Annotated in this window: 11 protein-coding genes; 2 read left to right on the forward strand and 9 right to left on the reverse strand. The window is 63.6% G+C overall.

Going from position 1 to position 23,650, the window contains the following annotated elements; all coding sequences use genetic code 11:
• Positions 1-40: 40 nt before the first annotated feature.
• Entirely contained in the window at positions 41-1,579 is a 1,539-nt protein-coding gene (locus NKJ88_RS25680) for a trimethylamine methyltransferase family protein (protein ID WP_023690816.1), read from the reverse strand.
• Between the two features lie 217 nt (positions 1,580-1,796).
• Between NKJ88_RS25680 and NKJ88_RS25685 the strand changes: the two genes are divergently transcribed.
• Entirely contained in the window at positions 1,797-2,387 is a 591-nt protein-coding gene (locus tag NKJ88_RS25685; RefSeq protein ID WP_352446054.1) for a transglycosylase SLT domain-containing protein, read from the forward strand.
• Positions 2,388-2,443: 56 nt separating this feature from the next.
• Here NKJ88_RS25685 and NKJ88_RS25690 read toward each other — a convergent pair whose 3' ends face one another.
• The 8 genes from NKJ88_RS25690 to NKJ88_RS25725 form a co-directional block, all read right to left on the reverse strand.
• Entirely contained in the window at positions 2,444-2,881 is a 438-nt protein-coding gene (locus tag NKJ88_RS25690) for a TA system VapC family ribonuclease toxin (RefSeq protein ID WP_352446056.1), read from the reverse strand.
• Complete coding sequence (locus NKJ88_RS25695; protein ID WP_023668191.1) at positions 2,878-3,105, reverse strand: hypothetical protein; 228 nt, start codon at positions 3,103-3,105, stop codon at positions 2,878-2,880. The genes NKJ88_RS25690 and NKJ88_RS25695 overlap by 4 nt, the downstream gene beginning before the upstream one ends.
• 142 nt (positions 3,106-3,247) lie before the next feature.
• Entirely contained in the window at positions 3,248-5,464 is a 2,217-nt protein-coding gene (locus NKJ88_RS25700) for a dipeptide ABC transporter ATP-binding protein (RefSeq protein ID WP_023804942.1), read from the reverse strand.
• Positions 5,465-5,506: 42 nt separating this feature from the next.
• Entirely contained in the window at positions 5,507-6,664 is a 1,158-nt protein-coding gene (locus tag NKJ88_RS25705; RefSeq protein WP_023690814.1) for an ABC transporter permease, read from the reverse strand.
• Positions 6,665-6,677: 13 nt separating this feature from the next.
• Positions 6,678-7,712 (reverse strand): ABC transporter permease, encoded by a 1,035-nt coding sequence (locus NKJ88_RS25710; protein WP_023687977.1) that lies wholly within the window; start codon positions 7,710-7,712, stop codon positions 6,678-6,680.
• A gap of 223 nt (positions 7,713-7,935) precedes the next feature.
• Positions 7,936-9,588 carry an ABC transporter substrate-binding protein gene (locus tag NKJ88_RS25715; protein WP_023668187.1) on the reverse strand — a complete coding sequence of 551 codons (1,653 nt, stop codon included), beginning with the start codon at positions 9,586-9,588 and terminating at the stop codon, positions 7,936-7,938.
• 252 nt (positions 9,589-9,840) lie between these two features.
• Entirely contained in the window at positions 9,841-15,888 is a 6,048-nt protein-coding gene (locus NKJ88_RS25720; protein ID WP_352446059.1) for a translocation/assembly module TamB domain-containing protein, read from the reverse strand.
• A 2-nt stretch (positions 15,889-15,890) separates the two neighbouring features.
• A complete protein-coding gene (locus tag NKJ88_RS25725) occupies positions 15,891-17,819 on the reverse strand; it encodes an autotransporter assembly complex protein TamA (RefSeq protein WP_352446060.1) in 1,929 nt (642 codons plus the stop codon).
• Positions 17,820-18,096: 277 nt separating this feature from the next.
• On the opposite strand from NKJ88_RS25725, the gene NKJ88_RS25730 reads away from it, so the two are divergent.
• Entirely contained in the window at positions 18,097-23,583 is a 5,487-nt protein-coding gene (locus NKJ88_RS25730; RefSeq protein WP_352446062.1) for an alpha-2-macroglobulin family protein, read from the forward strand.
• Positions 23,584-23,650 lie beyond the last annotated feature (67 nt).

The raw sequence follows: 23,650 nt of genomic DNA on the forward strand, positions 1-23,650 counted from the left end.
TGAATCAGAAAGGCAGCGCCGCGCGCCGACGCTGAAAAAGTCACGGCTCGCCCTGCCCGATCGCTTCCTTGCGCCTGGCCACATACGCCTCCAGAGCCTCGCGCACGGCGATATCCATCACAGGCTCGACATAGTCTTCCAGCGCCTTCTTCCACAGCCGCGTCGCGCGCGCCGTCGTGTCGAGGCCGCCGGCTTCCTGCCAGGCCTCGTAGTTCTGCCAGTTGGACAGCATCGGCTGGTAGAAGGCGGTGGCATAGCGTTCCAGCGTGTGCGGTTCGCCGAAGAAATGGCCGCCGGTCGGCACCGCGCCCAGCGCCTCGACAGCAAGCTCCGCCTCGTCGACGACGATCGGGCGCAGGAATTCCATCATGTGCTGGATCATCTCGACATCGATGATGAGCTTTTCGAACGATGCCGTCAGCCCGCCCTCCTGCCAGCCGGCGGCATGATAGACGAGGTTGCCGTGGCCGAGCACAGCGCCCCACAGCGCCATCAGCGTCTCGTAGGCGCCTTGCGCGTCCGCCGCATTCGATGCCGACCCCGGTGTGGTGCGGTAGGGCAGATTGTAGCGCCGCGCCAATTGCCCCGAGGCGATGTTGGCCTTGGTGTTCTCCGGCGTTCCGAAGGCCGGCGCGCCCGACTTCATGTCGACGTTGGAGGTGAAGGCGCCGTACATCACTGGCGCGCCGGGGCGCACCAGTTGCGTCAGCACCACGCCGAACAGCGCCTCGGCATTCTGCTGCGCCAGGGCGCCGGCGAGCGTCACCGGGCTCATCGCGCCCATCAGCGTGAACGGCGTCACCGCCACCGACTGGCCGAACTCAGCCATGGTCATCAGCCCTTCGGCCATCATCTCGTCGAAACGCCGCGGCGAGTTGACCGAGATGATGGTGGCAATGCCGGGATCATCGCGCATCTCGTCCAGCGTCAGCCCGCGCGCGATTGCCATCATCTCGATGCCGTCCAGCGCCCGGCCTCGTCCGATCGCCGAGACATGGAAGGATTTGTCGGTCAGCGTCAGATTGGTGAAATAGGTATCCATGTGCCTGGTGTTCGCCGGCAGTTCCACCGGCGCGCAGACCTGGTTGCCGAGCATGTGGATGCAGTTGAAATGCTGCGCCAGCCGGGTCAGATCGGCATAGTCGTGCAAGTTTCCAGCGCGCCGGCCGCGCTCCATGTCGTGCACATTGGGCGGCCCGGCGACGAGGGTGAAATTGATCGTGTTGCCGCCGAGATGAATGGTGTTGGCGGGGTTGCGCGGCGTCAGCCGGTAGCTGGACTGCGTGGTCTTCAGCGCCTCGGCGACAAGGCCCCGGTCGATGCGGACGTTCGCCGTTGCATGGTCGACCTTTGCGCCCGCCTTCTCGAACAGCGCCAGCGCCCGCTGAGACATCACCTCGATGCCGAAATTTTCCAGAATATGCATCGACGCCTGGTGGATCGTTTCGACCTGGTCGACTGAGAGCATCGCCATCGGCGGATAGGGATTGGTCACCCGCCGCAGTGGAAGTTGCGGGATGGCGGCAGGCCCCCGGTTGCTGGTTCGCTCCGCGCCGCGCTTTCGTCTTGGTTCATTCATGCCTGGCATCAGAGCGCCGGCATCCGGACATCGCTGTCAGAAATCCGCCCTTCGCGGACGTGATTTTAGCCAAGGCGGCATTTTTGAATTCTGACGGAGATAAAGGCGACGCGAAAGGTCGGAATAATGATACAGACCCACTGAGCGCAGCCAGGCCGGCAAGCCGTTAAGAAACGCCGAAAGATTCCCTTTATGATTTCGGCCTATTCGTTTTCCAATGCGTAGTTCGAGTTTGAGTAAAATTGTAGCGGTTGGCGTGCTGCTGGCTTTGCCGGCCTGCGCGACGCCGCCCAACCATATCAACGATGTCTGCGCCGTCTTCGACCAGAACGACGGCTGGTTCGACAACTGGCAGTCGGCCGCCGAGCGCGCCTCGCAGAAATACGGGGTCCCCGTCCCCGTGCTGATGGCGACGGTGCGCAAGGAATCCGGTTTCAAGAGCAATGCCAGGCCGCCGCGTACCAAACTGCTCGGCTTCATTCCGTGGAAACATGTCTCGTCAGCCACCGGTTTCTCGCAGGCGCTCGACGGCACCTGGTCGCAATATCAGAGCGAAACCGGCAGTTGGGCGGCGAGGCGGACCAAGTTTGCCGATGCCGTCGATTTCGTCGGCTGGTATCATTCCAAGACATCAGACACGTTCGGCGTCGCCCGCAACGACACCTACAATCTCTACCTCGCCTACTATCTCGGCTGGACCGCCTACGGCCGTGGCAACCGTGGTGACGCCGGCGTGCAGGGCTATGCCAGGGCGACCGAAAAGATGGCCCGCGACTATGCCGAACAGCTGCAGCAATGCGGCAGCTGACGTTGCCAAGCGGTCTTGCAGCCACGCAGTTTGCGATCGAAGCGGAACTCAGCCATTCATTCGCTTGGGATCAGGTGGAGGATCGACCTCCCTCCCTTTACCGCTGCCGTCGACAGCTTTCGGTCAAACGTCGCCAATTGGCCGTCACGCGCCTTGGCGAGTCCCAACAGATAGCTATCCGTTACCTGTGCCGGGGTGAGGATCCTGGCTGCATCGATGTCGTTGGAACCGACAAGGCTGATCTCGTCAGGCCAGAACTGATGTCCTGAAAGGGCATGCAGCTTGCCGACAATCTGCGCCACCACGGCGGGCGAACCCGGAGAATTGGGGTATTTCGGGTTGCTTACAATCCTGACGACGCCATTCTCGGTAATGGGACATGTTGCCCATGATAAATGCCCGGTGGATTGGAACCACCGATGGGCATCTTCATGCGCGACGTGAGCCGGATCGATCAACGCAATCAACACATTGACGTCGAGCAGGAAGGTCACGGCAATTCGTCGCGAAGCGCATTGACCATTTCGAGATCGACCATCGGGCCGTCGGGCCGCGATGCAAGCAAGGGGATGCCGTTGCGTTCACCGCCCGTCGGGGGCCTGCGCAGTGAGCGGCGAGCCAGATCGGAAATGACGTCGCCAACGCTGCGGTCCTGCTGTCGCGCCATGGCCTTGGCCGCAAGTAGGACATCGTCATCGATTGCAAGTGTGGTTCTCACAACATGCTCCCTACCGCGCATCAAACATCACGCATCACATAAAGCAATGGACAGCAATATTCAAGCGAACGTAGCTGTCGTTCCTTGAGCTATGGCGACGCTGCGGCAATGCGCCAACGAGCGGCATTGCCTCTATGGCTGGTCAGCTCGGCTTCTTGCCATGCGGGCGCTTCGGCGGTTCGCCGGCGAAACCGGGGCCGATCCCATCCGGTGCGTCTTCCGGCACGCCCTCATGCGCTGCGTGTTCCCTGTCGAACTTGATCACCGGCTCCATCGTCGCCAGCACATCGTCCGACAGCCAGCACAGGCTCATATGGCCATCGCCGAGATGCTTCACCGGCGGCACCTTGGTCTCGCACAGATTGTCCGGCACCAGCCTCTTGTAGCCGCAGCGCGTTTGGAACGGGCAGCCGCTCGGCGGGTTCATCGCCGACGGGATATCGCCTTCGAGCACGATGTGCCGTTTGACCACGCTGGTGTCGGCGATCGGGATAGCCGACAGCAGCGCCTCTGTGTAGGGGTGGTAGGGCGGCGCGAAGATCTGGTCGGTCGTGCCCTGCTCGACGATGTAGCCGAGATACATGACGACGACCCGGTCGGCGATGTAGCGCACGACGGACAGATCGTGGCTGATGAACAGCATCGTCGTCTTGTTCTTGCGCTGGATGTCCATCAGCAACTCGGTCACCGCCGCCTGCACCGAGACGTCGAGTGCCGACACCGGCTCGTCGGCCACCACCACCTTGGCATCGCCGGCAAAGGCGCGCGCAACGCCGATGCGCTGCTTCTGGCCGCCCGACAACTGGCGCGGCTTGCGCGTCTCGAAGGCGCGCGGCAGCTTCACCAGGTCGAGCAATTCCAGCATGCGCTTGCGCCGCTCGGCGACATTGTTGCCGACTTTGAATTTTTCCAGCGTGCGGATGATCTGCGAACCGACGGAGTGGCTGGGATTGAGCGTATCGAACGGGTTCTGGAACACCATCTGGATCGACGACACCGTTTCGACGCTGCGCTTCTCGATGCCGGTCGACTGGATCTCCTTGTTGCCCAGCGTCACTGTGCCGGCACTTGCCGTCTCCAGCCCCAGCAGGACCTTGGCCAGTGTCGACTTTCCACAGCCGGACTCGCCGACGATGGCGACGGTCTCGGATTCGCGCGCCATGAACGAGATCGTCTCATTGGCCTTGACGACGCGGCCTTCGCTGGAGCCGAACACTTCGCTGCCGCCGACCTTGTAGTATTTTCTCAAATCCTCGATCTTGAGCACCGGGGCGCCGGGCACGACCTTCTCATTGACCTTCTTGGCGCCGGGAGGCAGCGCTTCCCAGTCGATCTCGTTGAAGCGCACGCAGCGCGAGAAATGCCCTTCGTGACCGGCGACCTCGATCATCGGGATTTCGGCGGCGTTGCAGACGCCCTCGACGAAATGGTGGCAGCGCGGCCCGAAATTGCAGCCCTTGGGCCGCTCATGCGGCAGCGGCAACTGGCCGGGGATAGAGATCAGCGGCCGCGAATTCTTGTCGGCGCCCGGCAGCGGAATCGAGCGGAACAGCCCTTGCGTATAGGGGTGACGCATCCGGTCGAACACGTCCTTGATCTTGCCGGTCTCGACCGCTTCGCCCGAATACATCACCGTGATGCGGTCGCAGGTCTCGAGGATGAGGCCCAGATTGTGCGACACGAAGATCATCGACGTGCCGAACTTCTCGCCCAGCCCCTTGACCAGTTCGACGATGCCGGCCTCCACCGTCACGTCGAGCGCCGTCGTCGGTTCGTCGAGCAGAAGCAGCGCCGGCTTCGACAGCAGCGCCATGGCAATGACGATGCGCTGCTGCTGGCCGCCGGACAGCTGGTGCGGATAGGAACGCATCATGCGTTCGGGATCGGGCAATCTCACCGAGCGCACCATTTCGAGCGCCCTTTTGTAAGCCTCTTCCTTCGACACCTTGTCGTGGATCAGCGGCACTTCCATCAATTGCTGGCCGACCTTCATCGCCGGATTGAGGCTCGCCATCGGCTCCTGGTAGATCATGGCGATCTTGTTGCCGCGGATGGAGCGCAACTCCTCGTCGGACAGCTCGCCCATGTCCTTGCCCTGGAACTTGATCTTGCCGCCGACAATCTTTCCGATGTTGGAGAGGTCGCGCATGATGCCGAGCGACACGGTCGACTTGCCGCAGCCGGACTCGCCGACGATGCCCATGGCTTCGCCCGGCATCACCGTGCAGGAAAAGTCCATGACGGCGGGGATCTCGCCCTTGCGGGTGAAGAAGGAGATCGACAGGTTCTCGATCTCGATGATCGGCGCAGCGCTTGGCCCAAGGGTCGGCTTGCCGGGATTTCGAACTGCCTCATTCATGGGTCGCTCCAATCCTATTTTCATGCTCGCGGGACCCGCAGATCAGTCTTTCATCGATTGTTCGCGCAGCGAGTCGGCAAGCAGGTTCAAGCCCAGCACGAACGACATCAGCGCGATTGTCGGCGGCAGCGCCGGGTGGATGAACGAGCGCAGCAGGCGGCTGGCGTCCTTGATCGCGGTGCCCCAATCCGGGCTCTCCGGCGCCAGGCCCAGCCCGAAATAGCCGAGCGTGCCGAGCAGGATCGTGGTGTAGCCGATGCGCAGGCAGGCATCGACGATCAGCGGTCCGCGCGCATTGGGCAGGATCTCCCACAGCATGATGTACCAAGGCGATTCACCGCGCGTCTGCGCCGCCGCCACATAGTCGCGCGTCTTGATGTCCATCACCAGGCCGCGCACGATGCGGAACACGCCGGGGCTGGAGGCGAACACCACCGCCACGAAGATGTTGAGCTGGTTGGGATCGATGTGGATGATCTTGAACGGATCGGCGTCGAACACCAGGCCGGCATAGACCCAGCCGCCGATGATCAGCGTCAGCCCGAGCAATATATAGAGGCGGTCCGGCCGGTTCTTGTAGCGGGTCCAGAACAGCACCGAAAAGAAGATGATCGGGAACAGGAAGAACAGCCCGGCCATGGCGTAGGGGATCGGCGTATCCATGATGCCCGGCGTCACCAGCAGGTAAAACAGCAGGATCACCGGGAAGGCCAGCACCAGATTGGCCAGGAAGGACAGCACGGTGTCGATCCGGCCGCCATAGTAACCGGCGGGCAGACCGAGCGTGATGCCGACCATCAGCGCGAAACCGGTCGCCGCCGGCGCGATGATCAGCACGATCTGGCTGCCATAGACCATGCGCGAAAAGACGTCGCGGGCGAGCTTGTCGCCGCCGAAATAGTAGATGAGTTTCGATACCGGCTCGAGCGCGCCCGGCAGCGCATCCTTCATGATCGGGACCTGGGCGAGCGGATCGAAGGGCGCGACGGTCGACGCGAAGATTGCCGTGAACAGCCAGAACAGGCAGATGCCGACACCGACTATGCCGACGCCGCTATCGAACAACTGGCCGTAGAGGCCGAGCCTTTTCTTGTAGGTGAAGCTCACCCCCATCACCAGGGCAAGCCCTAACCAGACCGGCCAGAAACGCCCAATCACGCCGAGCACGACATTGAAGGCACCGATATATTCGACCTGCATCTGCCCCAGCCCCCTATTGAACTCTGATACGCGGATTGAGGAACGCGTAGCCGACATCCGAGATGAGCTGCGTGATCAGCACGATGAACACCGACACCAGTGAACAGCCAAGCAGCAGATCGATGTCGTTGTTGCCGGCGGCCTCGACCAGCGTGTAGCCAAAGCCCTGGTAGCGGAACATCACCTCGACGATGACGACGCCGGTAAGCAGCCAAGGAAATTGCAGCATGATGACGGTGAAGGGCGCGATCAGCGCATTGCGCAGCGCGTGCTTGACGACGACGCTGCCGAAGGAAAGCCCCTTCAGCCGGGCGGTGCGGATATATTGCTGCGTCATCACCTCGACCATCGAGGCGCGCGTCATGCGGGCGATGTAGCCGATACCGTAGATCGCCAGCGTCATCACCGGCAGGGTGAAATTGTAGAAGGTGATGCCCTGGCTTGCCGAGGCGGCCGAACCGTTGAGCCAGCCGAGCCAGGAGGCGAAGATGACGGTGAAGATGACGCCCGACACATATTCGGGCGTCGCCGTCGACGCGATCGATGCGACGGACAGTGTTCGGTCCGTTCGCGAGCCCTCGCGCATGCCGGCCAGGATGCCGATCAGCAGCGAAATCGGCACCATCACCAACAGCACGCAGAGCATCAGGATACCGGTGGCGGCGAGTGCGGGGAATAGCTTTGACGCAACGGTGGTTTTGAACTTGGTCGAGCAGCCGAAATCACCTTCCAGGATGCCGGAGAATTTCGGCTCCAGCGGTTCGTTGCAGAAGGAGAAACGCTGCGTCGGCTTGCCGGTCGCCGGATCGGTCACCGGTTGCTTCGGGACGACGCCCAGCCATTGGCCGTAGCGCACGAAGAAGTTCTGCCGGTAGCCATGGTTGACCAGCCAGCTTTCGAGCTGTTCGGCCGATGTGTGCATTTCGGTCTGGCTGATTGCCAGCTTCTTCAAATTCGGCTCGAGGTTGATCAGGAAGAAGACGATCATCGTCAGGCACAGCATCGTCAATGCCATGGTGCCGAGACGCCGGATTACGAAAGAAAGCATGGCGGTCCCCTGCCGGTCTGGTTGGGGTTGGAGCCAGTTCGAAAAACCAGCTTTGCCGTTGCCGGCAGAGTTGGCCGTCAAATCGGCACTCGGATGCAATCAACCCAGTTTTATTGAACGGTCTTTCAGGAGAGTCCGCAACTTTTTGCTGCGGCGGCTTCCGGTTCTGGGCCATGCGAGGCGTGACGGGAAGGAGCGAAGCGCCCCTTCCCTGACGTTCCGATCACGCCTGGTCGAGCCAGACCTTGCCGTAGTCGCGCTCGAAGGTCGGATGCATCTTGTAATTCTGCACCGCCTTGACCGAGTGGCTGTAGAGCTTGCGCCAGTATGGCTGGATCATGATGCCGGAATCCTGCAGGATCTGCTCGATGTCCTTCATCATCTCCTTGCGCTTGGCCGCATCGGCAACGGCCAATGCTGCATTGAGCTTGGCATCCCATTCGGGGTTGGAATAGGCCGACTCGTTCCACGCCTCGCCGGTGCGGTAGCCGATCGCCAGAACCTGAACGCCGAGCGGGCGCATGTTCCAGTTGGTCATCGACAGCGGGTACTTGGTCCAGTCGTTCCAGAACGTCGAGCCCGGCAGCACCGTGCGCTTTACCTTGAGGCCGGCGTCGCGCATCTGCGCGGCGATGGCGTCGCCGGTATTCTTGTGCCAGTCTTCGTCGACCGTTATCAGCTCATGCTCGAAGTCGGCCTGGCCGGCTTCCGCCATCAGCGCCTTGGCCTTGGCCGGATCGCGAGCGACTTTGGGCAGCTCGTAATATTCCGGGTGGATTTGGCAGACATGGTGGTTTTCAGCCACCGTGCCGGCATTTCCGTAGCCAAGCTGCAGAACGACATTGTTGTCGACCGCCAACTGCAGCGCGTTGCGCACTTTCTGATCGCCGTAAGGCTTGTTGTTGATGTTGGTGCGGCACACGATGGTCGACGCGGTGACGATTTCGGACTTGACCAGGTCCAGTCCGTCGAGGATCGACACATAGTCGGCCGAGGTCTCGAAATTCGTATGGACTTCGCCGGCCTCGAAGGCACTGACCATGGCTGCCGGATCGGTGCCGTAGTCGACGAATTCGATGCCGTCGAGGAACACCTCGCCGTCCCACCACTTGTTGTCCTCGCGGCGCTTGTAGACCACCTTCTGGCCGACATCGTAGGAGACGAGCTCGAACGGGCCGGTACCGATCGGGCAGGCTTTGAAGTCGCCGCCCTTCTCGTCGAAGCTCTTGTGCACGATGAGGCCGGGATAGTCGCACATGTTCGGAATGAGCGCGATGTCGGCCTTGCCGAGCTTCAGCTTGACGGTGTGGTCGTCAACCTTGGTCACGGCGCTTTCGTCGAGTTTGTCGTCCTTGACCAGCGTGCCGAGACGGCCAGGCATCGAATTGCCCTCGGCCTTCTTGTCGGCCCAGCGCTTGAGATTGAAGATGACGTCATCGGCGGTGAAGGCATCGCCATTCGACCAGGTCACACCCTTGCGCACATGCAGCGTGTACTCGGTGGCGTCGTCGTTGACCTCCCAGCTCTCCAGAAGGTACGGGCGGAACGTGTATTCGCTGGTGTACTTGACCAGCGGCTCAAGCGCCTGGCGCTCGGCATTGGCGATTTCCGACCAGTCGGCCTTGCGTGGATCCTTGGGATCCTTGACCCATTGCGCGACTTTCAGGATGCCGCCCTTCTTGCCCTGCACCTCTTCGGCCCTGGCTTGGGTCGGCACGGCTACGCCGAGCATGCCGTAGGCCATCGCAGTCGACGCGCCGAACACGCTGGCCATGGCGAGGAACTCGCGGCGATCGACTTTGCCTGCCTTGGCTTCTTCGGCCATGGCCAGGATGTGATCGGGAACGCGATCGCCATTACTCTTGTAATTTGTCATACCTTAACTCCCATTGTTGGCTTTCCGCCTTTTAACATTCCGCATCCCTGCCGTGATGTCAAAGACGGCATGGCTACGGAACCTGTTAGGGAATGTGCAACTTTGAAAAGGGAGCGGTTCGCGTGATAACGACAGACTTGGCGCAAAAGTGCTAGCGCGCCCAGATTCCGCCGGAATCTGCTTAGGCGAGTATTGATACATTTTGGGCTGGTTGAGACAGCGCCATTTCCGGCGGCGGTAAGGGCCAGGAACTCAATATTCCTTTTCGTAGAATATGCCGCCCTTGGCCTCGCCGCCATCATTGGCCTCGCCGCGCAGCTTGACGCCGCGTCCGACATTGAGGTCGATCGTCGCCTTGCCCGACCCTGGCCTGTCGCCTTTCTGGATCGTCACATAGGTGCGGTCATTGAGGTACTTGCCCGCCGACACGGCGGTGCCGCCCTGGTCATCGGTGGTCACATCCAGGTCGTCGACGCCGATTGCACTGCGCAGGCTTTCGAGCAGCGAGGTCGAGCCGCCGACGCCGGCCAGTTGGCCGGCGGCCTCGGCCAGCTGCGCGATCTGCAGCGGCGACAGGTTCGACATAGAGCGGCCGAAAATCAGCTGCGCCAGCACCTCGTCCTCGGGCAGCGCCGGCACCGATGAGAAGTCGAATTTCGGATTGGTCGCTTCGCCCGAGACGACGATGGTGACGGTGGCGCTGGTCGTGGTCGATGTCGCGGTCAAGTTGAGGTAGGGCACCAGCGAGCCCGAAAAGCCGACCGTGCCTTCGGTAAAGGTCAGCCGTTTGCCGAGAATCGACAGCCGCCCACGCTGCAAGGTGAAGGTGCCGACCGCCTGCGGCGAAGCCGCCGGGCCGGTCAGCCTCAGCGAACCGCCGAACTCGGCATCGACGCCCCTGCCCTGGATGAAGATCTGGTTCGGCGCATTGACCGTGACGTCGAGGACAAGCCCACTGCCGCCACCACCGCTGGCCGCCGCCGGTCGCAAGGCCTTGTCCTGCGCCCGCACGGAGGCGGGCGCGTTCTTGTGCTTGACACCGAGCGCTGCCAGCGAGCCCGGCAGCTTATCGGGAACGGTGATGACGGTCTTGGCCAGATTGACGGTGCCCGAAATCACCGGCGCCGAGGTGAGCGGCCCCTTGATGGTCAGGTCGCCGCCGAGATTGGCTGTCACCACCCTGCCGTCGGTATAGCGGCCGTCAACCAGCTTGATAGACAAATCGGCTGGGAAACCTTGCGCCGGATTGATGCCGAGGGTGCCGGAGGCCGACAGGCTGCCGCGTGTCGACAGCGTGCCGGTCAGCCGGTTGATCCGGGCAACGCCGTTGCCGATCGAAATGTCGGCGGCAATGTCGTTGACGGCAAGGCCGGAGCGCGCGTCGACCAGGCGGGCGCCCGACGTGCTGACCGTGCCGCCGATCACCGGCGACGCCGCCGGGCCGCGCATCTGGATATTGACGTTGGCGGTGCCGCTGAGCGACAGGCCTTGCGCCGCAAGCTTGGCGGCCAGGAAGGAAAATGGCACCTTGCCGTTGAAGTCGAGCACCAGCGCTGGTGTGCCGGCCGTCGTCACCGTACCGCCGCCCTTGAGGCCAAGCCCGGCGCCGTCGCTGATGTCGGCGTTGAAGGTGAGCTTCTTGCCGGCAAATGTTCCCGACGAAGAGATATTCATGCCGCCAAGACCGGCGCTGCGCGTCTGCGAGGTCTGCACCCCGCCGGCATCGATATCGAAGGCGACAGCCGGATTGCCCAACGCGCCCGTCACCTTCACAGTCCCTGAAATCGAACCGGCGGCCTGGAGGCCCGGCGAAAAACTGTTGGCCAGCGAAGCCGGCACCTTCGACAGCGCGGCACTGATGTCGAGTGCCTGCCCGACCTTGCCGGTCACCGTCGCCGTGCCGCCACCGAGATTGAGCACCAGCTTGTCCAGCGTCGTTGTGCCGTTGGCGATGCTGACGGTCGAGGCCTGGGCGATGGCCGCCTTGATGCCCTGCACCGTGGCCTGGCCGGAAGCGAGTTCGATGGTGGTGGTGCCGCCAGCCACCTTTATCCTGCCCGCAGCCTTCGCCGGAATGCCCTTGACGGTGGCGCCGCCGGAAAACCCGGTCCAGTCGCCGTCGCGCTTCAAATCGACATCGATGCCGCTGATGGCGGTGCCGCCGGAAATGACGCTGTCGGCGCGAATTTTGCCCGAGATGACCGGCGCGGCGAGATAGTTGGCGACCAGCGCATCGATCGACACCGTCTTCGCCTGCAGGTCGCCGCGCGTAATCGAAGCGGTCGCAGCCTTGACGGCGACGTTCGGGCCATCCGCGGTCTTTGAGAAGGCGATGGTGCCGCGCACGTCGCCTTCGGCCTTTTCCAGCGCCAGCGCCGCCAGGGGCCCGATATCCGGCAGGTCGAGCGCGATGGTGCCGACCGGCACGAAAGCCTCGTCGAGCGCAAGGTCGCCGGAAATCTTGTTCTTGCCGAGCGACAGCAGCAGGCCGTTGATGGCGCTCTTGCCGTCCGCCGTCGCCAGCACCGCGCTGCCTTGCAGCGCCTGCCCAGCAACATTGCCGGTCAGTTGCACATTGGCCGCCGGATTGGCGGCATCGGCCTTGCCGGTGGCGGTCAGCTTCAACCCGGTGATTTCGCGTTCCGCCACGAGAAGCCGGTCGCTGCTGACCGTCAGCGACAGATCCGGGGCCAGGCTGGGCCCCTGCGCGTTGAGTGCAAAGCTGATCGCGCCTTTGGCATCTTTCGACAACAGCGAGATGTCGGCCAGTGCACCCTTGATATTTGCGCTAAGCTTGTTGTCGGCGAGGCTGGCCTGACCGTCCGCGGTCAGTGCGCCCGACGCCAGCGTGACCGGATTGGCGCTGACATTGCCATTGGCATCCCGCTTCAGCGTGGCGCTGAGCTGCGTGCGCTCTGCCAGCACGCTGCGCGCCGCCGCCGGCAACGCCGCCGACAGCACGTCGGCGTTGAGGTTGAGGTCGATTGCTCCATCGGCAAAGCCGACACGGCCATTGAAGGCGCTGCCCAGCGCATCGCCCTGCACCGAGCCGCTGTCGATGGTGATCGCATCGGCCGCCAGGCTGCCCGCGACCTTGGCGGTGACTTTGCCGGCGATCAGCGGTGCGATGGTCGGATTGTCCAGACCGATCTTGTCCGCCGTCACCGTGCCCGAGATCGGACCGGTGCGGCTTCTCAGATCAAATGCATCGGAATGCAGCGCAAGCGCAATGCCCTCGACCTTGGCGTCATCCGTCGCCACCGAAGGCAGTACCGCCGAGATGTCGAGCTTGGCTTGCGCAGCCTGCCCGGCCGCCTTCACCGACAGCGCCTGCAATTCGAGCTTGATCGGGCTTTCCGCGCTGCCCAGCGTCAACGGCAGGCTCGGACCGGACGATGTCAGATCGAGCGCGAAATCGCTGGCGCCGTTCGGGTTGACGGTGCCGGCGGCCTTGCCGGAGATTTTTTGGCCCGACAGCGTCGCCTGATCCAGCACGACGCCGCCGGCCGTCGAATAGCTGCCGGCCGCATCGACATCGAGCGGTCCGAGCCCGGCCTGACGGGTCTGGCTGGTCTCGGCGCCGGCCAGTTTTGCATTAAAGCGAATGTCGGGATTTGCTGACGGCCCGGTGATTTGCGCCGTGCCGTCGAGCGTGCCCGCGGCATCGAGGCCGGGCGAAAAGCCATTGGCAAGCGCAGCCGGCAGCGCCGAGAAGGTCGCCGCCAGATCGAGCGTCTGGCCCACCGTGCCCGACAGCGTCACCGAGCCGCCGCCGAGATCGACTACCAGCCTTTGAATGTTGGTTATGCCATCGGCAATGGTCAGGCTCGACGGCTCGGCGATCGCCACCTTGATGCCGCGCACCGTCGCCTCGCCGGACGCGATCTCGACGCTGGTCGCGCCCCCGGCAATCTTCGCCCGCCCGGCAGCTGTCGCCGGAATGCCTGATATGGTTGCGCCGCCGGTGAAATTCGTCCAGTCGCCGTCACGCTTGAGGTCGACGCCGATGCCACTGACGACGGTCGTTCCCGAGGTCACGCTCTCGGCCTTGATCGTGCCGGAGATCGCAGGGCTGTTGAGATAGTTGGCGATCAGTGCGCTGACGGTGACTGCCTTGGCTGCCACATCACCGCGCGCGATCGACACGCTGGCTGCATTGATGGTGACAGTGGGAGCCTCGCCGTCTTTGGCGAACACCACGGTGCCGCCGATATCGCCGGCCGCCGTCTGCCCGGCCAGCGACGCCAGCGGCGCGATATCGGGGGCGGAGATCGTCAGCGTCCCCAGCGGCAGGAATTTTTCATCGAGCGTGAGGTCGCCCGACACCTTGTTGTCGCCCAGCGCTACGCTGAGCCCCTTGATGGAGCGCTTGCCATCGCTCGTCACCAGCGCCGCCTTGATGGCGAGCGGCTGTTCGTCGACCGCGCCCGTCAGCGAGACATCTGCGGCCGGGCTCACAATGTCGGCCTTGCCCGATGCGGTCAGCTTGATGTCCTTGACGGTGCGGCCGGAGGCCGTCAGGCTGGCACTGTCGGCCGAAACCGAGAAATCCGGTGCGTTGCGCGCGCCGCTTGCCGTCAGCGCGAAATCGACCCCGCCGGCGATCGGCACGCCGACCAGCGAAGACAGCACCGAGACGTCGCCGAGCTTGCCCTTGATGTCGGCCTGGATATCGCTGCCTTGCGCGCTGGCGGTGCCGCTGGCGCTCAGCGAACCGGAAGTGAGTTCGATCGAGTTGGCGGCGAAAGAGCCCTGCGGATCGCGCGTCGCGGTCGCCGAGAATTTGACCCGTTCGCCAAGCAGTGAACTGATCTGCGGCGGCAGCGCCGTCGACACCGCATCGGCATTCATCTTGAGCGTCATGGCGAGGTCGGCCAGCGCCACCTTGGCCGTCAGCCCGGCATTGAGCGCATCGCTGCGCAGCGTACCCTCATCGAGCGAGATCTCATCCTTGCTGATCGAGCCGGAAAGAGAGGCCGTCAGCTTGCCGGTGACCAGCGGGGCCAGCGTCGCGACGTCGGTCTTCAGCCCGGCCGCCGCCAGCGACACGCTGACCGGGCCGCTGCGGTTCTCGATGTCGAAACCGTCGGAATGGATCCGCGCATCGAGATTGTTCACCTGAGAACCGCCCGCAACCACCGAGACGAGCGAAGCGCTGGCGTCAATCATCGGCGCCTTGCCGTCACCGAAGGCGCGCGCGGTCACATTGTTGATGGCCACCATGATCGGCTGCGCCTGGGTACCGGCATTGACCGTGACCGGCTTGGCTTTGACCACGAGTTCGACCGAAAGGTCGCTGGCGCCGTTGGGGTCGACCATGCCGGCAGCGGTACCATGAACTGCGTCGCTCTCGATCGCAGCGCGCTCGATGTCGACGCCGCCGGCCGCGGTCGCGGTGCCGGCTAGGTCGAAGCTGGTCTTGCCGGCAAACAGCGACTTGAACCGTTCCGGCAGGAAGCCTTCGAACGAACCGTCGCCCTTGGCCTCGATCCGGTTGCCCTTGTCGGTGAGCTGGTGCCGGCCGGTGAGCTGGGTAACGATCTGACCGTCGACCATGAAGGTGCCGATGCCGCTCCAGTTGGCCAGCGGCCCGGTGCCCGAGACGACGATGTTGACCGGCGGCGCGCCGGGTAGCTTGAGCAGGTTGGCGATGATGCCGCCGGCCGGCTCGGAAGCCTTGAGATCGAGGTCGAGCTTGCTTTCATCCGGCGCGAAGTGGATGTTGGCGTCGACATTGCCTTGCTTGCCGTCATGGCGGGTAACGTTGAGCACCGTCTGGATCGCCAGTGGCGACGCATCGACCTTGGCCGATCCCTTGGCCGCAAGTTCGGCAATGCCGCTGCCGGCAAGTTGCTGGCCGAGCGCGATCTCCGGCAAATCGATCGCTCTGATATCAAGCGAAACCGGCAGGCCGCCCGACCCGCTCTTGCTCGGCTCGGTGCTCGCCACAGGCAGCCGTGCCAATTCTATCCGTTCGGCCGCTATGCGGTCGGCGCTGAAATTCTTCGACAGCAGCGCCAGCGGCGACCAGTCGATGGCCACCTTGCGGGCCACCAGCCAGGCGCCCTCGCGGTCTTCCAGCACGACATGGTCGACCGTCAGCGCGCCGGACCAGATACCGTTAATGCCGCTGACCGTGACTTTGCTGTCCCTTGACGAGGCCATGTCAGAGATGATGCCGGCGAGATTTTCGCGGCCGCGCTCGGTCTTGGTCAGCACGACCAGCGCGCCGATGCCCGCCGCCGCCACGATCAGCAGCGTGTAGAAAAACAGGCGAAGGATGCGTTTCAAAATCTTCATCGTCAGAACGCCTGTCCGATCCCGGCATAGATGCCGAAACGCGGGTCGCCACGGTCGCGGTTGAGCGGCACGGCGGCGTCGATGCGCAGCGGCCCGAACGGCGTGATGTAGCGCAGGCCAACGCCCGCGCCGACCTTCACGTCGGAAAAGTCCGGCGTCGCTGTGGTCGAGACAGTGCCGGCGTCGACGAACGGCACGATGCCGATCGTGTCGGTCAGCGCAATGCGCATTTCGACCGATGTTTCGAAGAAGGAAAGCCCGCCGATCGGCTGATTGTCGATGTCCTTCGGTCCGATGCCCTGATAGGCATAGCCCCGCACCGAGCCGCCACCGCCGGAATAGAAGCGCCTGTCGGCTGGAACGTTCTGAAGGCCGGTGCCGACGATCGAACCCAGCGCGACGCGTTCGGCAAGCACGAATTTCGAGGCCGTGTCGAGCGACTGATAGGCCGACCCCTCGCCCCTGAGCTTGAGGAAGGCGGCGCCGCTCAGAATGTCGTAGCTCGGTTCGGCATAGGCCAGAACCCTGAAGCCGCTGGTCGGATTGAGCCGGTTGTCCCTATTGTCATAGACATACTGCAGCGGAATGCTGGCGATCAGGTATTTGTGCTTGCCGAAGGCGTCCGTGATCCTGGAATAGTCGAGCGCGACTTCAGCCGAAACCGTCTGCTTCTTGTCGATCTCATAGGACAGGCCGGTGCTGCCCTTGACCGAAAAATGGTCGTAGGCGTCGGGATGTTCGAGTACGGTCTTGACGCTGGCGATGAATTTCGAGGCCGGCCCGACCACCCCCGGCTTCTCGAACATGATGCCGGCATTGTAGTTGAGTTCGCTGAGATCGTTGCTGCCGATGCCGCTGATCTTGCCCTCGATGCGCAGCTTTTCGGCCCGGCCGAACAGATTTCGGTGGCCCCAATAGCCTTCCAGGCCTAGCCCTTCGGTGTTGGAGAAAGTGCCGCCGACGCCGAAATAGCGTGGTTTGCGCTCGCTGACCTGAACGCCGATCGGAATGTTGCCGTCGGCGTCAAGACTGTCGGCTTCCTTCAGCGTCACGCTGTTGAACACTTCGAGCCTCAGCAGCCGGTCGCGGGCATCGTCGATCTCGTCAGGCGAATATTGCCGGCCGCGTTTCAGCCCGGTCATATATTCGGTGAACTCGCGATCGACCTTCTCGGTGCCATCGACGGTGGTGTCGCCATAACCGGCAACCGGCCCGGCGGCCACCGTCAGCGTCACGTCGAGCGTCGAGGTGGTGTGCTCGGCCACGACCTGCCTGTCGGTGATCCGGGCCAGTGGCCGGCCCTCCTGCTTCAGCGCCCGCACGATCAGCGCCTCGGCCTTGAGCACGGCGCCCGAGCCGGCATCGCCGCCGGCTATCAGGCCGAAATCGGCGCTCGCCAGCCCGGCGGCATCGCCCTCCAGCCTGATATTGCCAAGTATGAATTTGGGCCCGCTCGAAATGCTGATCACCACCGGCACCGGCTGCGGACCTGTAAATTCGGCATCGGGCGGCAAATCGTCGAGCACCTTGCCCTGGATGGTGATGGTGACGACGCCTTCATAACGGGCGTCGGCATAAAGCGCGGCGACCAGCTGTTCGCGGTCGCTACGCGCCTTTGCCAAAAGGCCGAGCGAGCCGGAAACCGGGCGGTCCTCGTCGGATTTCAGCGACGAGGCGTTTTCGAGCTTCTTGACCAAGTCCTTGTCGGCATCGGGCGCTTCGATGGTCACCGCATAGCGCAGCGGGTCGACGATATCGGCGTCCTCGTCATTCGAAGAGCCCGACAATTTGATGCCGAAGAGCTCGAAGGCGGCCGCCGACCCCGATTCGGCAACGAGCACGCTCGAGCACGCCAACGCCACAATCAGCGCGCGCGAAAGCGTGCGCCGTGGCGCACTTACCTTCGACATCTGCGCTTCATACGCCGGCATCAGGACAACCTAGGTTACAAAACTAAAATTGGAATGAAGTTTTGAAGCGCTCGTAAAGGGGCCACAATCCAATTGTCTGAAATAGGCAGGGCTTGGAATTCACACCTTCTGCGTTTTCGCAAGAAAGCGTGATCCCTTTCCCGTGGATGAACTATCGGCATACCGGTCATTGGCCGGTTTGGGAACCGTTGGCGGGCGGAAACCTGCCCGTCCTCGTGTTGACAAGCTTGACTGAAGCTTGAACATGCCGCGGACGTAGCAGTGTCTGGAGGGTGTTATGGCGATGCGCGCGGCGGCTCGTGGTCTGTCGATCTTGATTCTTCTCGTTTTCGCCTGGGGGTCTGTAGCGCAAGCGGCCGAAGCCCGCCGGGTGGTGACCTCAAATAATTCCGACTATTTCGGCTTCGATCTCAGATCGGACCAGAATGTCAGCCTCGATCAGTGCAAGACGACATGCCTCGGCGACCCCGCCTGCCGCGCCTTTACTTACAACAACAAGGCCAAATGGTGCTTCCTAAAATCCGACTATAACCAGTTGAAACCCTTCAGCGGCGCGGTCGCGGGCAAGGTCGTCAATGTCGATGGCGACCCCGATATCGGCGCCCCGCCGGAACTCGCCTTCTTCCCCAACTGGATGGCCGACCAGGCCCAGCAATACCGCAACAAGCTGACCGATCCGGCCTATGACAAGCCGACCGACGGGCTGGAATCACTCCGCGCCGCCGCCGAACAGGCTGCACTGACCGGCGACCATGGCCAGGCCATGAACAAATACGAGGCCGCGGTCTCGGTCCTGCCTGACGACGGCCAGCTTTGGCTCGGTCTGGCGCGTGAAACGCTTGCCATACAGCCGGCCAGCGGCACCTCCGAATCCTACAATCTGCCGGTCAAAGGTACCTCCGCCGCCATCAACGCCTACAAATTGCTGCGCACCACCAAGACCCGCGCCGAAGTGCTGGCGCTGCTCGGCAACGGCCTCGACCGCCGCGATCTCTACCGTCCAGCCCTGCAGGCTTATGAAGCCAGCCTCGCGCTGGTCAGTTCGCCGGCGGTCAAGGCCGAATATGAGGATCTCAAGGCCCGCAAGGGCTTCCGCGTCATCGATCACTCGATCGACGCCGACACCAGCGCGCCGCGCATTTGCGCGCAGTTTTCCGAGGAGCTGGTCAAGACCGGCGTCGACTACGCCCAGTTCGTCACCGTCGACAACCAGCCGCCCAAGGGCGTCGAGGCCAAGGACAAGCAGATCTGCGTCGAAGGCCTGGAGCACGGCCAACATTACGAAGTGACCTTCCGCGCCGGTCTGCCGGCCGCCATTGGCGAGGTCACCGCCGCTCCGGTCGTGCTGTCGATCTATGTGCAGGACCGCGCGCCGTCCGCCCGCTTCACCGGCGACAGCTTCGTGCTGCCCGCCGGCGCCCGCCGTGGCATCCCCATCGTCACCGTCAACATGAACACCGCGCAGATGAAGCTCTACCGTATCGGCGATCGTTCGCTCGCGCAGCTTCTGTCCGGCTATCAGTTCCTGAAGCAGCTCGACGGCTATGATATCTCCAGCATTTCCGACCAGATGGGTGAGCCGGTCTGGCAGGGGCAGCTCGATATCGCCAACGACCTCAACAAGGACGTCACGACTTCGTTCCCGGTCGACGAAGCCTTGCCGCAGCGCAAGCCCGGCGTCTACGTGCTGACCGCGCAAGCGGTAAATGAAAATGACGAGGACAATTACAATTCGCTTGCCACGCAGTGGTTCGTCGTCTCGGACATCGGCCTGTCGACCTATACCGGCCAGGATGGCCTCAATGTCTTTGCCCGCTCGCTCGGAACCGCCAAGCCGATCGCCGGCGCCGAACTGACGCTGCTGGCCAGGAACAATGAAATCCTCGGCACAGCCACGTCGGACGCCGAAGGCCATGCTGTCTTCAACCCCGGCCTGACGCGCGGCGACGGCGGCATGGTGCCGGCCGTTCTGATGGCCAAGCAGGGCGACAACGATTTCGTCTTCCTCGACATGGGCCGCGCCGGCTTCGATCTGTCCGATCGCGGCGTCGCCGGACGCGCCGCACCGGGCGCGCTCGATGTCTATGCCTGGACCGAACGCGGCATCTACCGCGCCGGCGAGGATGTGCATGTCGCAGCCCTTGCCCGCGACGGCGCCTCCAAAGCGGTGGAAAACCTGCCGCTGACCTTCATCTTCACCCGTCCCGACGGCGTCGAGAACCGCCGCATCGTTGCCGATGGCATCTCGGCCGGCGGCTATGCCGTCGACCTGCCGCTGGAAGCCAACGCCATGCGCGGCACCTGGACGGTGTCGATCTATACCGATCCCAAGCAGGCGGCCGTTTCCAGCCAGATGTTCCTGGTCGAAGACTTCGTGCCGGATCGCATCGAGTTCGACATGAAGTCCGACAAGCAGGAGATCGCACAGGGCGAAACCGCCAACATCGACATTGACGGCCGCTTCCTCTATGGCGCGCCGGCCGCCGGCCTCGCGCTCGAAGGCGAGCTGACGCTGTCGACGGCGCGCGACTGGGACCGTTTCGCCGGCTATTCGTTCGGCCTTGCCGACGAGCAGTCGGCCGAGCCTTCGGTCACCCCGTTCACCGGTCTGCCGGTGGTCGGCGACGACGGCAAGGCGACCTTCCCGGTCACGGTCGACCAATTGCCCGCGACCACCAAGCTGGTCGACGCCAAGGTCACGGTTCGCATGCGCGAAACCGGCGGCCGCGCCATCGAGCGCTCGCTCAACATCGGCATCCGCCCGCAAGGCCACATGATCGGCATTCGTCCGGATTTCGCCGACAATGAGGTGCCGCAGGGCGGCACCGCCAAATTCAGCCTCATCGCGGTCGATCCCGACGGCAAGCGCGAGACGCTGAAGGGCGCGCAGTGGTCGCTGGTCAAGGTCGAACGCAATTACCAGTGGTATCGCAACAACAACTCGTGGAACTACGAACCGGTCACCTTCACCAAGTCGATCGCCAACGGCCAGGTCGATCTCAGCGCCGATGCCGAGGCGACCGTGACGATGCCGGTCGACTGGGGCCAGTACCGGCTCGAGATCGAGACTGCCGATCCCGAGGGCCCGGCGACCAGCTATGAGTTCGACGCCGGCTGGTATGTCTCCTCGACCTCCACCGAAACGCCTGACGGGCTCGAGATCGCTCTCGATAAGGACAGCTATGCCGTCGGCGACGTGGCCAAGCTGAAAGTGTCGCCGCATTTTGCCGGCGAACTGCTGGTCACCATCGGCGCCGACAAGCTGCTCAAGACCGTCACGGCAACCGTGCCGGCCGGCGGCAGCACGGTCGACATCCCGGTCGGTGACGACTGGGGCGCCGGCGCCTACATCACCGCAACCCTGTTCCGGCCCGGCGATGCGCAGGAAACCCGCATGCCGGCGCGCGCCATCGGCGTAAAATGGCTGACGGTCGACCCAGGCTCGAAAAAGCTCGCCGTCACCCTGACGCCGCCGGACAAGACGATGCCGCGCCAGCAGCTGTCGATCCCGGTTTCGGTCGCCGGCGTAGCGCCGGGCAGCAATGCCTATGTCACGGTCGCTGCCGTCGATGTCGGCATTTTGAACCTCACCAACTACAAGGCGCCGGATCCGGAGGGCTGGTATTTCGGCCAGCGCATGCTCGGGCTCGAAGTCCGCGACATCTATGGCCGTCTCATCGACGGCTCGCTCGGCACCACCGGCAAGCTCAGGACCGGCGGCGACGGCGCCTCGATGCAGCCGCAAGGCAGTCCGCCGACCGAAAAGCTGGTCGCCTTCTTCTCCGGCCCGGTCCAGCTCGACGCCGACGGCAAGGCAAGGATCGACTTCGACATCCCGCAGTTCAACGGCACCGTGCGCGTCATGGCCGTCGCCTGGACCAAGGAGGCCGTCGGCCATGCCACGACCGATGTCATCGTGCGCGATCCGGTGGTGATCACTGCCGGCCTGCCCCGCTTCCTGGCGCCTGGAGATGCAGCTATCATGCGGCTCGACGTCGCCGACACCGACGGTCCGGAGGGCGACTATGCCCTGTCGATCGCCACGACCGGCGACCTCTCGACCGGCGACAAGCCCTTGCCCGAAAAGCTGACGCTGGCCAAGGGCAAGCGCCAGACGCTGACCGTGCCGCTGATTGCACAGACGGCGGGCAATGCCTCGATCACCATCAAGCTCGCCCATGGCGACGGCACCGCCGTCGAGCAGACGCTGTATGTTCCGGTGCGTCCGGCGCAATTGCCGGTCACCACCCGTCTGGTCGTCGACCTCAAGGGCAATGGCGGCTCGCTGCGCGTCGACAAGGAGCTGCTCGCGGCAAGCCTGCTCGACGGCGCCTCGATCAGTGTCGGCGTTTCGCAGGCTGCCGCCTTCGACGTGCCGTCGCTGCTGATGACGCTCGACCGCTACCCCTATGGTTGCGCCGAGCAGACCACCAGCCGCGCCATGCCGCTTCTCTACGTCAACGATCTGGCGTCCGGCGTTGGCATGCAAAGCGATCCCGAACTGCACGGCCGCGTGCAGGCCGCCATCTACAAGGTGCTGAGCTACCAGGCTTCGGCCGGCAGCTTCGGCCTGTGGGGTCCGGGCTCCGGCGATCTGTGGCTTGACTCTTACGTCACCGACTTCCTGACCCGGGCGCGCGAGCAGAACTACGACGTGCCGGCGCTGGCGATGAGCCAGGCGCTGAGCAATCTGCAAAACTCGGTCGGTTACGACCAGGACGTCCAGGATCGCGGCAGCGAAATCGCCTACGCGCTCTATGTTCTGGCCCGCAACAAGAAGGCCTCGGTCGGCGATCTGCGCTACTACGCCGACACCAAGCTCGAAGCCTTCTCGAGCCCGATGGCCGTCGCCCAGTTGGCGGCGAGCCTGGCGCTCTACGGCGACGCGCAGCGTTCGGAAGCAACCTTCCAGACGGCGCTGCAGCTGGCCAAGTCGACCACCGAATACGACTACTACCGGTCCGACTATGGCTCGCGACTGCGTGATGGCGCCGCGATCCTGGCGCTCGCCGCCGAATCGAAGCCGGTGCCGACCATCGTGCCGGAGCTGATCCGGCTGGTGGCAAGGGAACGCGCCGATGCCCGCTGGACCAGCACGCAGGACGAGTCCTGGATGCTTCTGGCGGCCCGCGCGCTGAAGTCGGGCAACGACTCTATCACGCTGTCGGTCAACGGCGCGCCGCATGCAGGTGGATATTCCAACCACCTCAGCGGCACCGACATTGCCGACAGCCCGCTGACCATCGCCAACACCGGCGCCACGCCGCTGCAGGCGGTCGTCACCACGGTCGCCTCGCCGGTAGAGCCCTTGCCGGCCGGCGGCGACGGCTTCACCATCGACCGCACCTACTACAAGCTCGATGGCACCGAAGCCAACGTCACCGAGGCGACGCAGAACGAACGCTACGTGGTCGTGCTCAAGGTTTACGAGCAGAACCGCTGGCCTTCGCGCCTGCTGATCACCGACCTGTTGCCGGCCGGCTTCGAGATCGACAATCCGGGCCTTGTCTCCAGCGCCCAATTGTCGAACTTCACCTGGCTGGCGCAAACGGACGCGGCCCATCTCGAATTCCGCGACGACCGTTTCGTCGCGGCATTCAATCCCAATGACGGCGATGGCGACCGCAACATCATGCTGGCCTACGTCGTGCGTGCGGTAACGCCGGGCACCTATGCCCATCCGGCAGCCACGGTGGAGGACATGTACCGGCCGCAATATTCGGCCCGCACCGCCACCGGCATGATGGAGATCAAGGCGCCGTAAGGCGCCTTGACGAAGATGAACACGCCGATGTCCGCGACCATCTCCTTCTCCCCGCTATGCGGAGAGA

This window comes from Mesorhizobium sp. M0016, from assembly GCF_040324035.1.
Lineage (GTDB): Bacteria > Pseudomonadota > Alphaproteobacteria > Rhizobiales > Rhizobiaceae > Mesorhizobium.

What these genes read in the sequence shown, in the direction of transcription:
- NKJ88_RS25680 (WP_023690816.1), bottom strand. Translation starts at nt 1,579, where the DNA reads ATGAATGAACCAAGACGAAAGCGCGGCGCGGAGCGAACCAGCAACCGG.
- NKJ88_RS25685 (WP_352446054.1), top strand. Translation starts at nt 1,797, where the DNA reads ATGCGTAGTTCGAGTTTGAGTAAAATTGTAGCGGTTGGCGTGCTGCTG.
- NKJ88_RS25700 (WP_023804942.1), bottom strand. Translation starts at nt 5,464, where the DNA reads ATGAATGAGGCAGTTCGAAATCCCGGCAAGCCGACCCTTGGGCCAAGC.
- NKJ88_RS25705 (WP_023690814.1), bottom strand. Translation starts at nt 6,664, where the DNA reads ATGCAGGTCGAATATATCGGTGCCTTCAATGTCGTGCTCGGCGTGATT.
- NKJ88_RS25710 (WP_023687977.1), bottom strand. Translation starts at nt 7,712, where the DNA reads ATGCTTTCTTTCGTAATCCGGCGTCTCGGCACCATGGCATTGACGATG.
- NKJ88_RS25715 (WP_023668187.1), bottom strand. Translation starts at nt 9,588, where the DNA reads ATGACAAATTACAAGAGTAATGGCGATCGCGTTCCCGATCACATCCTG.
- NKJ88_RS25720 (WP_352446059.1), bottom strand. Translation starts at nt 15,888, where the DNA reads ATGAAGATTTTGAAACGCATCCTTCGCCTGTTTTTCTACACGCTGCTG.
- NKJ88_RS25725 (WP_352446060.1), bottom strand. Translation starts at nt 17,819, where the DNA reads ATGCCGGCGTATGAAGCGCAGATGTCGAAGGTAAGTGCGCCACGGCGC.
- NKJ88_RS25730 (WP_352446062.1), top strand. Translation starts at nt 18,097, where the DNA reads ATGGCGATGCGCGCGGCGGCTCGTGGTCTGTCGATCTTGATTCTTCTC.